The 12453-nt window shown below is 71.4% G+C and carries 12 protein-coding genes; 6 read left to right on the top strand and 6 right to left on the bottom strand.

The window, feature by feature from the left end:
• Positions 1–165 precede the first annotated feature (165 nt).
• Entirely contained in the window at positions 166–807 is a 642-nt protein-coding gene (locus tag FNH09_RS39270) for a DUF6758 family protein (RefSeq protein ID WP_152894656.1), read from the bottom strand.
• Positions 808–989: 182 nt separating this feature from the next.
• Here FNH09_RS39270 and FNH09_RS39265 point away from each other — a divergent pair, with 182 nt between their 5' ends.
• Positions 990–2213: an MFS transporter gene (locus FNH09_RS39265; protein WP_152894655.1), complete on the top strand. Its 1224-nt coding sequence runs from the start codon at positions 990–992 to the stop codon at positions 2211–2213.
• Between the two features lie 66 nt (positions 2214–2279).
• On the opposite strand, the gene FNH09_RS39260 is transcribed toward FNH09_RS39265, so the two are convergent.
• A complete protein-coding gene (locus FNH09_RS39260) occupies positions 2280–2876 on the bottom strand; it encodes a suppressor of fused domain protein (RefSeq protein ID WP_152894654.1) in 597 nt (198 codons plus the stop codon).
• A 483-nt stretch (positions 2877–3359) separates the two neighbouring features.
• Between FNH09_RS39260 and FNH09_RS39255 the strand changes: the two genes are divergently transcribed.
• Complete coding sequence (locus FNH09_RS39255) at positions 3360–4505, top strand: magnesium and cobalt transport protein CorA (protein ID WP_152894653.1); 1146 nt, start codon at positions 3360–3362, stop codon at positions 4503–4505.
• A gap of 23 nt (positions 4506–4528) precedes the next feature.
• Positions 4529–5059, top strand: coding sequence for a hypothetical protein (locus FNH09_RS39250; protein ID WP_152894652.1), 531 nt, complete (start codon positions 4529–4531; stop codon positions 5057–5059).
• 79 nt (positions 5060–5138) lie between these two features.
• Here FNH09_RS39250 and FNH09_RS39245 read toward each other — a convergent pair whose 3' ends face one another.
• On the bottom strand, positions 5139–5891 hold the full coding sequence (locus FNH09_RS39245) for a hypothetical protein (protein ID WP_162469769.1): 753 nt from the start codon (positions 5889–5891) through the stop codon (positions 5139–5141).
• Positions 5892–6079: 188 nt separating this feature from the next.
• Between FNH09_RS39245 and FNH09_RS39240 the strand changes: the two genes are divergently transcribed.
• Genes FNH09_RS39240 through FNH09_RS39230 form a run of 3 tightly spaced genes read left to right on the top strand, consistent with a single transcriptional unit; the run spans position 6080 to position 9144 of the window.
• The gene (locus tag FNH09_RS39240) at positions 6080–7375 is read left to right on the top strand and encodes a magnesium transporter MgtE N-terminal domain-containing protein (protein ID WP_152894651.1); all 1296 of its coding nucleotides are present in this window, start codon (positions 6080–6082) and stop codon (positions 7373–7375) included.
• Entirely contained in the window at positions 7365–7967 is a 603-nt protein-coding gene (locus FNH09_RS39235; RefSeq protein ID WP_152894650.1) for a DUF1003 domain-containing protein, read from the top strand. Before FNH09_RS39240 ends, FNH09_RS39235 begins: the two co-directional genes overlap by 11 nt.
• A gap of 43 nt (positions 7968–8010) precedes the next feature.
• Entirely contained in the window at positions 8011–9144 is a 1134-nt protein-coding gene (locus FNH09_RS39230; protein ID WP_152894649.1) for an Mrp/NBP35 family ATP-binding protein, read from the top strand.
• Between the two features lie 74 nt (positions 9145–9218).
• Here FNH09_RS39230 and FNH09_RS39225 read toward each other — a convergent pair whose 3' ends face one another.
• The 3 genes from FNH09_RS39225 to FNH09_RS39215 form a co-directional block, all read right to left on the bottom strand.
• Positions 9219–9875, bottom strand: a complete 657-nt coding sequence (locus tag FNH09_RS39225) for a hypothetical protein (protein WP_152894648.1) — start codon at positions 9873–9875, stop codon at positions 9219–9221.
• A 248-nt stretch (positions 9876–10123) separates the two neighbouring features.
• Positions 10124–10576: a sec-independent translocase gene (locus tag FNH09_RS39220; protein ID WP_162469768.1), complete on the bottom strand. Its 453-nt coding sequence runs from the start codon at positions 10574–10576 to the stop codon at positions 10124–10126.
• 236 nt (positions 10577–10812) lie between these two features.
• Positions 10813–12453: S1C family serine protease (locus FNH09_RS39215; protein ID WP_420802828.1), on the bottom strand; the 1641-nt coding region annotated here is incomplete at its 5' end.

Genomic DNA, 12453 nt, shown 5'->3' with positions numbered 1-12453 from the left:
GGGCGGGACGGGGCGGACGCTCCAGCATAGCGGGAGGACGACCCCCGCCTTGTCACACCCGAAGTCCGGGTACGCCCCCTACAGAAGCCGGACAGCGGGCTCCGCGACGCCGACAACCGCACCGGGCCCCGGAACTCCGACGGCCCCGACGATGCCGACAGGGCCCTACGGTTCCAGCAGCCGTGGCGACAGGGCGCCGCAGGGCACCAGGTCCAGTTCGGCCCCGGCGTCGCGCAGATCGGTCAGCACGAGCTCGTCGTACATCAGCAGCCCTGACTGCTCCGGCCACACCACCGCCCAGAGCCACAGTCCGAGCGCCTCGCCCGCGAACACGGCACGGTCGACGGGAGCGCCGGTGACATGCCAGAGCGGGGTCGGGCGGCCGGCGGCCAGCACCTTGGCCTGGGGCGGCTTCTCGACGTTCATGTACGGCCCCGGGTCCGGCGCGTCGATTCCCGCGTAGCGGGCGCCGAGGCCGACCCCGAGCTCCTCCGCGACCAGGATCAGTTCCCCCATGCCGCCGAGCGGGCCGGGTCCGGAGCAGGCGACGGCGGTGGCGCGGCCGCCGCTGCGGTCGTCACCGGCGTAGGCCACCCCCGTGAAGAGCCAGCCGACCGGCAGCGGCCACGGCATCCACACCGGCACCTGGGTGCGGTGCACCACGACACTGAGGGCCTCGACGCTGGGCGGGATCACGGGCTGCAACGGATGCACCGCGCCATGGACATCGCACTGCCAGGAATCGGCGAAGAGTCCGGGAGCCCTGACCCGGCCACCACACTTCGGGCAACTGGGTTCGCCCCTCATAGGGCCCCACGGTCCTACCCGCGCAGGCCCACGTCAAGGACGATCACCCGTCCGGACGGAACCCGCGGCGGTCCGTCACCGGCCGACCCCCGCCAAAAACTACGTGCATCTTGCATTAGTTAGCCACGCTAATCTAATATGTGTAAACGCCAACCATCTTCTTCCCCCGATCGGAGAACCCAATGGACCCCTTCGACGCCGGAGCCGGCGGCCTCCTGCGACAGCCCAAGGCGGTCTGGGCGACGGCCGGCGCCTCGGTCGTCGCGTTCATGGGCATCGGTCTCGTCGACCCGATCCTGCCGTCCATCGCCCAGGGCCTGAACGCCACGGCCAGCCAGGTCTCCCTGCTCTTCACCTCGTACTTCCTGATCACCGCCTTCGCGATGCTGGTGACCGGCTTCGTCTCCAGCCGCATCGGCGGCCGCAGGACCCTGCTGCTCGGCCTGGCCTTCGTCGTGGTCTTCGCGGGCCTCGCGGGCACCTCGGGCTCGGTCGCCGAACTCGTCGGCTTCCGGGCCGGCTGGGGCCTGGGCAACGCGCTCTTCGTCTCCACGGCCCTCGCCGTGATCGTCGGCGCGGCGGCCGGCGGCAGCGCCGCCGCGATCCTGCTGTACGAGTCCGCCCTGGGCCTCGGCATGGCGTGCGGCCCGCTGCTCGGCGCCGTGCTCGGCAACGCCAGCTGGCGCTACCCGTTCTTCGGCACCGCGTTCCTGATGGCGGTCGGCTTCCTGTGCATCACCGCGTTCCTCAAGGAGCAGCCGAAGCCCGCCCGCAGGACCTCGCTGCTCGACCCGATCAAGGCGCTCGGGCACGGCGGTCTCGCCTCGGCCGCGGTCTCGGCGTTCTTCTACAACTACACGTTCTTCACCGTGCTGGCCTTCACCCCGTTCGTGCTGAACATGACCCCCTACAGGTCGGGGGCCGTGTTCTTCGCCTGGGGTGTGCTGCTGGCCGTCTTCTCGGTGCTGGTGGCCCCGCGGATGCAGGCGCGGTTCGGCTCGCTGAAGGTGCTCGGCGGCTCGCTCGTGCTGCTCGGCGCCGACGTGCTCGTCCTCGGCTACGGCGACCACACCACGGCCGTCGTCTGCACCGTCCTGTCCGGTGCCTTCATCGGGGTGAACAACACCGTCTACACCGAGCTGGCGCTCGGCGTCTCGGACGCGCCGCGTCCCGTGGCGAGCGCGGGCTACAACTTCGTGCGCTGGTTCGCGGCCGCCGCGGCACCCTTCTTCGCGCCGAAGATCGAGGAGTGGAGCAACGTCCACATCCCGTTCGTGATCGCGGCGGTCACGGCCGTCGTCGGCGCGGTGGTGGTCTTCGTACGACGCGACGCGCTCAATCACAAGGCGGAGGAACTGGAGACCCGGCACGCGGCCGAGGACGGCGTCACCGTCCTCGCGGGCTGAGCGCACCGGCCGCGCCGCGCGCCTCGCGTCAACCGGCGCTTTCCGGGCGGATGTTGGTGAGCTTGCTCACTCCAGCGGGACGGACCTGCGGGAAGGATCCCGCAGGTCCGTCCCGTTCGTCAGCCAGCGCTCCTGGAGCGCCTGGGCGCCGTGCACCCGCTTCCAGGCGGCCTCGTTCGGGGTCATGGGGAGCAGCGGCAGGAACCGTACGGGGTCGAGCGGCTCGTCCAGTTCCAGATCCTCGACCAGCCCGCCCGGCTCGGCGACCAGGACCGAGGTGAACGGGGCGCCCGGCCACAGCGGCTCCCCCACGTCGAGCGAGGCGCCCGGGGTCACGATCAGCCCCTCGACCTGCGGGGAAGCGGCGAGCACGGCGAGGGAGCGCAGCACCTTGTCGGTGTCGGCGACCCCGGCGCGGACGGACAGGACCAGCTCGGCGCGGGGGCCCTTGACCGGATCGGCGACCATCGCGGTGGGGTCCGCCATGGGCTGCGCGGACATGCCCAGCGTGGCGTACCGGACGACGGCACCCTCCCGGGAATCGTCCCGGAACCGCAGCACCTCGATGCGGTCCGTACCGAGGAAGGTGACCGCGGCGCGCGCGTCCGGCTCGCCCAGCGCGGTACACAACCGGGCCTCCACCAGTGGAAGAACATCAGCCATGCGGTGAGCATAGAACTCGTCAGCACAGGGCAAAGCAGCGACTTGACACTTCAGTCGGCTGATACTCTTGCCCGGTGGTTCGGGGCAGCGCGCTGAAGCGTCGCGATCAGGCCCCGACGCCGAATGGGACTCCCTTACGAGGGACCGGCCGGAGGAGGTGGGGCTGCAATGGACCGAAGTCGACCTGGCAGTACCACCCGCTCTTCCGGCCGCTGATGTAGCTGCTCTGGCTCTGGTCTGGCTGCCACCTCTCGCATCCGTATCGCTACGGAAGAGCACTTCGTTTCGTGTTGCCTGATCTGTCTGATCTGAATCAGCAGCGAAGCTCGCCACCGCAACGGTGCGGTGCTCCCCGCTTTGTGGACGTACCAAACATCCTTCCCCTGCCCCAGGGCAGGGAGACGCCTTCAGGACGTCCCCATTCCGGGCAGTTCCACCCGTGCCCCGGCGGCCTTTCGTTGCTCGTTGCGAAGGAGCCTGCCCATGTCGATGATCCGCGACCTGCGCGCCGCGGTCCGCCCTTCCCGCGTGTCGCCGCGCAAGGACGGACTGCACCAGGACGGTGCGCGACTGGACGGCGGTGCCTACGACACCACCCGTGACCCCTCGACGCCGTCCGCCGTGGTCGACTGCGCCGTCTACCGCGACGGGGCCCGCGTCGCCACCGCGAAGCCGCTGACCCCGCACGAGGCGATGCGTCTGGTGCGGCGCGACGGCGGCTTCGTGTGGATCGGGCTGCACGAGCCGACCGAATCCGAATTCGCCGGTATCGCCAGTGAGTTCGGACTGCACCCGCTGGCCGTGGAGGACGCCGTGCAGGCGCACCAGCGGCCGAAGCTGGAGCGCTACGACGACTCGCTGTTCACCGTGTTCAAGACCATCCACTACGTCGAGCACGACCGGCTCACCGCCAACAGCGAGGTCGTCCAGACCGGCGAGGTCATGTGCTTCACCGGCCGGGAATTCTTCATCACCGTCCGGCACGGCGGTCAGGGCTCGCTGCGCGCGCTGCGCCACCGCCTCCAGGACGACCCGGAGTTGCTCGCGAAGGGTCCGTCGGCCGTGCTGCACGCCATCGCCGACCACGTCGTCGACGGCTACATCGCGGTCGCCGACGCCGTGCAGGACGACATCGACGAGGTGGAGACCGAGGTGTTCTCGCCGGGCCGCAAGGGCAGCCCGCGCGGCACGGACGCCGGCCGGATCTACCAACTCAAGCGCGAGGTGCTGGAGTTCAAGCGCGCGGTGTCGCCGCTGCTGCGGCCCATGCTGCTGCTGAGCGAGCGGCCGATGCGGCTGGTCGACCCGGACATCCAGAAGTACTTCCGGGACGTCGCCGACCACCTCGCCCGGGTCCAGGAGCAGGTCGTCGGCTTCGACGAACTGCTCAACTCGATCCTCCAGGCCAACCTGGCGCAGGCCTCGGTCGCGCAGAACGAGGACATGCGGAAGATCACCTCCTGGGCCGCGATCATCGCCGTACCGACGATGGTGTGCGGGGTGTACGGGATGAACTTCGACTACATGCCGGAGCTGCACACGAAGTACGGCTACCCCGTGGTCATGTCGGCGATGGTCGCCCTCTGCGTGGGCATCCACCGCACGCTGAAGCGCAACGGCTGGCTGTGACGGGCCCTGGATAGGCTGAGCCCATGACAAGCGAGTCGCTCGACCAGGCCCTCCTCGACCTGGCCCTCGTCGAGGAGGCCACCAAGAAGTCCGGCCTCATCTGGGTCAGGGGCGCCGGCGCTCCGGCGGCACGGGCGCTGTGGCACGCGTGGCACGAGGGCGCGGCACACCTCGTCGGTGACGGACCCGGGGAACAACCGCTGCCGGGGCTGACCGACGGGTCCGAGGCCGAGGTCACCGTCCGCAGCAAGGACAAGGGCGGCCGGCTGGTCTCCTGGACCGCCAAGGTCGTCCAGCTCGCGCCGGATTCCGAGGACTGGGCGGCGGCGGTCGCCGAGCTCAAGGGCAAGCGGTTGAACGCGCCCGACGGCGAGGCCATGCCGGAGCGCTGGTCCCGCGAGTGCCGGGTGCTGCGGCTGGAGCCGACGGGGGCGACGGCGCCGCTTCCCGAGGGTTCGCTGGCCCAAGCGCCGGCGCCGTCCCCGGCGACCACCCGGCAGCCCGTTCCGGCGGGGCTGCCCCGGCTGCTGCTGAAGAAGCGTGGACGCCGCTAGCGGCTGCGCCGGGCCCCCGCCCGGGGTCGACCGGCGGCAGCCGTCACGACGCGGGCGGTCGCCACGACGCGGGCGACCGCTACGACGTGGGCAATTGCCGCCCGTAGTCCACCGTGTCGTCCTTCGCGGGTGCCTTCACCGCGAAGTCCTTGCCCCAGTCGGAGAAGGCGATCGTTCCCGCGCCGCCCGCGCGTTCCAGGCGCAGCGGGTACGGCTTGCCCTCCAGGGAGACGTCCAGCGTGCCGCCGGACCCCTGGTCGCCGGTGATGCGGATCGTGCGTACGCCCGATTGCTCGTGGTGGCCGTCCGTGCCGAGCGTGCCGTGCAGGGTCAGCAGGCCGTCGAGGAGGACGTCCTTGTCGGTGAAGCCGCTGAACCGCTGGTAGGCGGGGTCGTCCTTGGGCACCTTCACGTACTTGCCGTCGAGCTTGTCGGCGGCCGCCGTGTCCGTGCCGCCGCCGGCCTTGCCGTCCTCGTGGCTCCAGAACTCCGCGTTCGCCTTGAGGTACAGCTGCTCGTCGATCCGCAGCAGATGGAAGGTCGCCCCCTTCGAGGTGACCGAACCGGTCCCGCCGTCGGGCTTCAGGCGCATGTCGAGCGTGTAGGTGCTCCCGCCGGCGACCACGGTCCCCGACAGCCGCACCGCGTCCACGGACTCGGCCGCCTTCCTGGTCCTGCTCTCGATCTGCCCCGCGGACAGCTTGCCCACCCCGTTCGTGCCCGCGTCCGGGTCCGAACTGCACCCGGTCAGTCCCGTGCCGCTCACGACCAGGGCACACAGCGCGCTCACCAGCGCGGCCCGACGGCCGCGGCCCTGGGCAATCGCAGTCACAGACGGGGCTGCCTCTCTCTCACGGGTCCTCGACGCAGTACGGCAGCGTACCGGGGCCGTCCGGGGCCGGTGGAGCCAGTCCGTCCGGACCGCTCACCAGGGCGTGGCCGATCAGTACGGGCTAGCCTGAACCCCACCCGAGCGGGCAATTCAGGACAGACTGAAACAGACGGAAGGAGCGGTGAGTGATGGCAGCCGGCTCCTCCCGGATCTTCGTCTCGCACCTCGCCGGCGTTCCCGTCTTCGACCCGAACGGCGACCAGGTGGGGCGGGTGCGCGATCTGGTCGTCATACTGCGCGTCGCACGGCGGCCCCCGCGCCTGCTCGGACTGGTCGTGGAACTGTCGACCCGCCGCCGTATCTTCCTGCCCATGACCCGGGTGACCGGCATCGAGTCCGGCCAGGTCATCACCACCGGCGTGCTCAACGTCCGCCGCTTCGAACAGCGCCCCACCGAACGGCTCGTCTTCGGCGAGCTCCTCGACCGCCGCGTCACGCTGACCGAGACCGACGAACAGGTCACCGTGCTCGACCTGTCGGTACGCCAGCTGCCCGCCCGCCGCGACTGGGAGGTCGACCGGATCTTCGTGCGCAAGGGGCGCAAGAGCAGCGCCTTCCGGCGCGACAAGGGCGAGACGCTGACCGTCGAGTGGTCCGCCGTGACCGGGTTCTCCCTGGAGGAGCACGGACAGGGCGCGGAGAGCCTGCTCGCCACCTTCGAGCAGCTGCGCCCCGCCGACCTCGCCAACGTCCTGCACCACCTCTCCGCGAAGCGGCGCGCCGAGGTCGCCGCCGCCCTCGACGACGACCGGCTCGCCGACGTCCTGGAGGAGCTCCCGGAGGACGACCAGATCGAGATCCTCGGCAAGCTCAAGGAGGAGCGCGCCGCCGACGTCCTGGAGGCGATGGACCCGGACGACGCGGCCGACCTGCTGTCCGAGCTGCCGGAGCGGGACAAGGAGCGGCTGCTGAGCCTGATGGAGCCCGACGACGCCGCCGACATGCGGCGCCTGATGTCGTACGAGGAGCACACCGCGGGCGGTCTGATGACCACCGAGCCGATCGTGCTGCGCCCGGACGCCACGGTCGCCGACGCCCTCGCCCGGGTCCGCAACGCCGACCTCTCCCCCGCGCTGGCCGCCCAGGTCTACGTCTGCCGGCCGCCCGACGACACACCCACCGGCAAGTACCTCGGCACGGTCCACTTCCAGCGGCTGCTGCGGGACCCGCCGTACACCCTGGTCAGCGCGATCATCGACGACGATCTGCGCCCCCTCGAACCGGACGCCGAGCTGCCGGTCGTCGCCGGTTTCTTCGCGACGTACGACATGGTCGCGGCGCCGGTCGTCGACGAGGCCGGCTCGCTGCTGGGCGCGGTGACCGTGGACGACGTACTGGACCACATGCTGCCGGAGGACTGGCGGGAGACGGAGTTCCACCTCGACGAGGAAGCGGACGAGGAAGCAGCCGGCCATGGCACCTGAGCGCGAGCGCGACACCGTCCGCGAGCGGACGCCCGTGGGCGCCACCGCCGCCGGCCGGCCGCGCGCCCGGCTGGACCAGCCGCGCCCGCCCCGGCGCCGGATCCTGCCCGAGTACGACCCGGAGGCCTTCGGCCGGCTGTCGGAGCGGATCGCGCGGTTCCTGGGCACCGGCAGGTTCATCGTCTGGATGACGGTCGTCATCATCCTGTGGGTGGTGTGGAACGTCTCGGCGCCGGACCATCTGCGCTTCGACAGGTACCCGTTCATCTTCCTGACCCTGATGCTGTCCCTCCAGGCCTCCTACGCGGCCCCGCTGATCCTGCTCGCGCAGAACCGGCAGGCCGACCGCGACCGGGTCAACCTGGAGCAGGACCGCAAGCAGAACGAGCGGTCGATCGCCGACACCGAGTACCTCACCCGCGAGATCGCCGCGCTGCGCATCGGTCTGGGCGAGGTGGCCACCCGCGACTGGATCCGCTCCGAGTTCCAGGACGTGACGAAGGAGCTGGAGGAGCGGCGCACGAACGGACACCTCGCATTCCCGGCAGAACGGTCGGATCGGCCACCGGTACGTGACATAGACGACCGTTGACGGGCTTCCCGGGGCCCCGGCCCCGCGCCGTACCATCGTCCTTATGGCTACGGAAGACGCGGTGCGCGAGGCACTGGCGACGGTGAACGACCCCGAGATCAACCGACCCATCACCGAACTGGGGATGGTCAAATCGGTGGAGATTGGCGCGGACGGAGCGGTCGCGGTCACCGTGTACCTGACGGTCTCCGGCTGCCCGATGCGCGACACGATCACGCAGCGCGTGACGGAGGCCGTCTCCCGGGTCGACGGCGTCACGCGCGTCGACGTCACCCTCGACGTGATGAGCGACGAGCAGCGCAAGGAGCTGGCGACCGCCCTGCGCGGCGGCCAGACCGAGCGCGAGGTGCCCTTCGCCAAGCCCGGGAACCTGACCCGGGTCTACGCGGTGGCGTCCGGCAAGGGCGGCGTCGGCAAGTCGTCGGTGACGGTGAACCTGGCGGCCGCGATGGCCGCCGACGGTCTCAAGGTGGGCGTGGTGGACGCCGACATCTACGGCCACTCGGTGCCGCGGATGCTGGGCGCCGACGGCCGTCCCACCCAGGTCGAGAACATGATCATGCCGCCGTCCGCGAACGGCGTGAAGGTCATCTCGATCGGCATGTTCACCCCGGGCAACGCCCCGGTCGTCTGGCGTGGCCCGATGCTGCACCGCGCGCTCCAGCAGTTCCTGGCGGACGTCTACTGGGGCGACCTGGACGTGCTGCTGCTCGACCTGCCGCCGGGCACGGGCGACATCGCCATCTCGGTGGCACAGCTGGTCCCGAACGCGGAGATCCTGGTCGTCACCACGCCCCAGCAGGCGGCCGCGGAGGTCGCCGAGCGCGCGGGCTCCATCGCCGTGCAGACCCACCAGAAGATCGTCGGCGTGGTCGAGAACATGTCCGGCCTGCCGTGTCCGCACTGCGGCGAGATGGTCGACGTCTTCGGCACCGGCGGCGGCCAGACGGTCGCCGACGGCCTCACCCGCACGACCGGCGCGACCGTCCCGGTCCTCGGCAACATCCCGATCGACGTCCGGCTGCGCGAGGGCGGCGACGAGGGCAAGCCGGTGGTCCTCACCGACCCCGACTCCCCGGCCGGTTCGGCCCTGCGGGCGATCGCGGGCAAGCTGGGCGGCCGCCAGCGCGGTCTTTCGGGGCTGTCCCTGGGCATCACGCCGAGGAACAAGTTCTAGCACCGGTACGGCGAAGGGGGCTGTCCCGCCCGGGACGGCCCCCTTCGCCGTGCTGACGTGCTGCCGTGCCTCGGCTAGGCGTACGTCGTGATGTCCTTGATCACGGCGAAGCCCAGACCGTACGCGCTCATGCCCCGGCCGTACGCCCCCACGTGGACGCCCGTCTCGGTCGAGCCGGCCAGGACCCAGCCGAACTCGGACTCCCGGTAGTGGAACGACGTCGGCACACCGTCGACCGGCAGGGACAGCGTCGACCAGTCCGGCCCGGAGAGGTCGTCGGCCAGCACCCACGCCGTCTCGGTCTGCTGGTCCAGCCAGGAGTCGCGCAGGCTGTGGTCCATCTGGCCGGGCCAGGTGAAGGACAGCAGCCCCACGCCCGCGAGCCAGGCCGCGGAGGACACCGAGGTGGCCTCCAGCACGCCGGTGCCGTCCGGGCTGTGCCGCACCGGGTTGGCGGCGACGGTGACCACGACCGCGAAGCGCTCCCGGTCCTCGGTCGACTCGTGGCGGACGGACGGCTCCTCACCGTGTCCGATCGACCCGTGCTCGACCGTGCCGTCGGCCGCCGCGCCGACCTGCATCAGCCAGCGCGGCCCCGTGAAGGCCTCGTCGAGGCCGTACCAGGGAAAGGTCGCCGGCAGGTAGCCGTCGACCGTACGCCAGGCGGCGGGGGCCTGCTGTCCACCCTCCGTGGCCGGCGCCTGCGCGACCGCCCCACTTGTCGTCTCCATGTGCCCGGACGCCTCCTCGCTCTCGTCGGATCCGGGCGGCCCGCCCCCCTACGGGCGTACTCGTCCGGTCCGCGCAACAACTCGGCAGCATATCCATCCCGCCGCGGGCAGCCGGGAAACCGCCCGGCGCGCGGGGCGCTCCGGGGTCCCGTTCGGGCCGTGCGGGGCCCTGACGGCATATGAAACGCGTCACGTACGCCGGGTGGCGTACGTGACGCGTCAAAGGTTCGACGGCGCAGATACGGCGCTCAGGTGGCGTCCGCGTCGAAGGGCGGGCGCTCCTCGTCGGCGCCGGGGCCCTCGGGCTTCTTCGTCATGTCGATCCGGCCGCCCGTGGAACCGGCGGACGGGGACGACGAGGAGGCCGAGGAGGAGCTGTCGGTGCTGTGCACCGCGTCCGTGACCTCGGCCATCTCCTTCTTCAGGTCGAAGCCGTTGCGGATCTCCTTGATCCCCAGCTCGTCGTTGTCGAGATGCTTGCGGATGAAGGTCTTGGGGTTGAGATCCTCGAACTCGAAGTCCTTGAACTCGGGGCCCAGTTCCTGCCGGATGTCCTGCTTCGCGCTCTCCGAGAAGTCGCGGATCTTCCGGACCGTGCGCATCACGTCCTGGATGACCTTCGGAAGCTTGTCCGGACCGAAGACGAGCACGGCGAGGACAACGAGCGTGAGTAGCTCGAGCGGTCCTATGTCATTGAACACCTGAAGCTCCTTGCGATGTCCTCAGTCCTCGACCCTCTGTGGTCATTTGTGGTCGTCCGTGGTCCGAGCCGGGTCCACGGTACCCGTCCCACCTGTCCGACCGGTACCGTCCCGGGGTGTTCGAGTGTGGGTAAACGCCCGGTTTTCGGCGGGGTCGCCCGGCCGGACCAGGGCTCGGGCCCGACCTGTGAGGTTTCTGTCGATCTCGGCCGACCCCGGCCCCGTCCACGGGCGGATCAGTCGCCGCCCGCGGATCCGAGTACGAGGGTGACCTTCCGTTCCTTGCCGTTGCGTTCGACGGTCAGCTCCAGCCGGTCGCCCGGCCGGTGGGCGCGGGTCCTGACGATCAGCTCCTCGCCGGAGTGGATGCGCCGGCCGTCGACCTCGGTGATGACGTCGCCCGCCCGCAGGCCGGCCCGGGCGCCGGGGCCGCCCGCGGTGACCGGGGAACTGCCACCGCCGCTCGCGGTGTTGATGCGGGCGCCGTCTCCGCTGTAGTCCATGTCGAGGGTGACGCCGATCACCGGGTGGGTCACCTTGCCGGTGTTGATCAGCTCCTCGGCGACGCGCTTGCCCTGGTTGATGGGTATGGCGAAGCCGAGGCCGATCGAACCGGCCTGGCCGGTGCCGGAGTCCGAGCCGCCGTCGGCGGACTGGATGGCGGAGTTGATCCCGATGACCCGGGCCCGGGAGTCGAGGAGGGGGCCGCCGGAGTTGCCGGGGTTGATGGGTGCGTCGGTCTGGAGGGCGTCGACGTAGGAGACGTCGCTGCCGTCCGCCTCGCCGCCCGCGGTGATGGGCCGCTCCTTGGCGCTGATGATCCCGGAGGTGACCGTGCCCTCCAGGTCGAAGGGGGCGCCGATGGCGACGACGGGATCGCCGACCCGGACGCCGTCGGAGTTGCCGAGCGGGATGGGCTTGAGACCGCTGACGCCGGTCACCTCGACCACGGCGAGGTCGTAGCCGCTGTCGTGCCCGACCACCTCGGCGCGGGCGGTCTCGCCGCCGTTGAAGACCACGGTTATCCGGCCGTCCTTGCCCGCGGGCGCCACGACGTGGTTGTTGGTGAGGATGTGGCCCCGGGTGTCGAGCACGAAGCCGGTACCGGTGGCCTGTTCGTCGGTGCCGCTCACATGCAGGGTGACGACGCCGGGCAGGGCCCGCGCGGCGATGCCCGCGACGCTGTCCGGAGCCCGCCCGGACGGCTCCGCGCCGGACTGCGGCAGCTCCACGTCCCCGAGGGCGCCGTTGCCCTCCAGATACGCGCCTACGACGCCGCCGACACCGCCCGCGACCAGGGCGAGCAGCGCCGCGCCGACGACCGCGCCGCGCCGCACGCGTCGGCGCCCCTGCCGCGGTCCGGGCCCGGCGGCGCCGCTCAGCTGGAGAGGTGCCGCGGGAGGCGGCTGGGCGGGCGCCCAGGGGTCGTAACGCTGCCAGGGGTCGGCCGGGGGTCGCGCATCGGGGAAACCGGCCTCCGGGAGCACCTCGCCGGACACGCCCTGCGGCACCACCCCGGCCGCGGGGTGCGGGTCCTGCCCCGTGGACGGACCCGACGGCACGGAAGCACCCGGCTGCTGCGGGACGCCCGACTCCGACGCCACGTACGGCCCCTGCGGTGCGGGTTGCCCCGGCAGGGCGCGACCGGTCCCACTCCCGGCCTGCGCGGGAACGCTCGGCCCGCTCCCGGCCTGCGCGGGGCCGCCCTGTACGGGAGCGGGCTGCACAGGACCGAGCGGCGCGCTCTGCGCGGGGATGGCCTGCGCGGGAATGGCCTGCGCGGGAATGGCCTGCGCGGGAATGGCCTGCGCGGGAACGGTCGGCAGCGGGGTGGTCGGCGCCGGGGCGGGCGCGGCGGCCACCGCGGGGTGCTGGAC

The sequence above is a fragment of the Streptomyces adustus genome, from assembly GCF_009377175.1.
GTDB classification, from domain to species: domain Bacteria; phylum Actinomycetota; class Actinomycetes; order Streptomycetales; family Streptomycetaceae; genus Streptomyces; species Streptomyces adustus.
Note: the sequence above shows the minus strand (reverse complement) of the source record. Positions and strands in the feature narration are given on the sequence as shown.

What these genes read in the sequence shown, in the direction of transcription:
- FNH09_RS39270 (WP_152894656.1), bottom strand. Translation starts at nt 807, where the DNA reads ATGAGGGGCGAACCCAGTTGCCCGAAGTGTGGTGGCCGGGTCAGGGCT.
- FNH09_RS39265 (WP_152894655.1), top strand. Translation starts at nt 990, where the DNA reads ATGGACCCCTTCGACGCCGGAGCCGGCGGCCTCCTGCGACAGCCCAAG.
- FNH09_RS39260 (WP_152894654.1), bottom strand. Translation starts at nt 2,876, where the DNA reads ATGGCTGATGTTCTTCCACTGGTGGAGGCCCGGTTGTGTACCGCGCTG.
- FNH09_RS39255 (WP_152894653.1), top strand. Translation starts at nt 3,360, where the DNA reads ATGTCGATGATCCGCGACCTGCGCGCCGCGGTCCGCCCTTCCCGCGTG.
- FNH09_RS39250 (WP_152894652.1), top strand. Translation starts at nt 4,529, where the DNA reads ATGACAAGCGAGTCGCTCGACCAGGCCCTCCTCGACCTGGCCCTCGTC.
- FNH09_RS39240 (WP_152894651.1), top strand. Translation starts at nt 6,080, where the DNA reads ATGGCAGCCGGCTCCTCCCGGATCTTCGTCTCGCACCTCGCCGGCGTT.
- FNH09_RS39235 (WP_152894650.1), top strand. Translation starts at nt 7,365, where the DNA reads ATGGCACCTGAGCGCGAGCGCGACACCGTCCGCGAGCGGACGCCCGTG.
- FNH09_RS39230 (WP_152894649.1), top strand. Translation starts at nt 8,011, where the DNA reads ATGGCTACGGAAGACGCGGTGCGCGAGGCACTGGCGACGGTGAACGAC.
- FNH09_RS39225 (WP_152894648.1), bottom strand. Translation starts at nt 9,875, where the DNA reads ATGGAGACGACAAGTGGGGCGGTCGCGCAGGCGCCGGCCACGGAGGGT.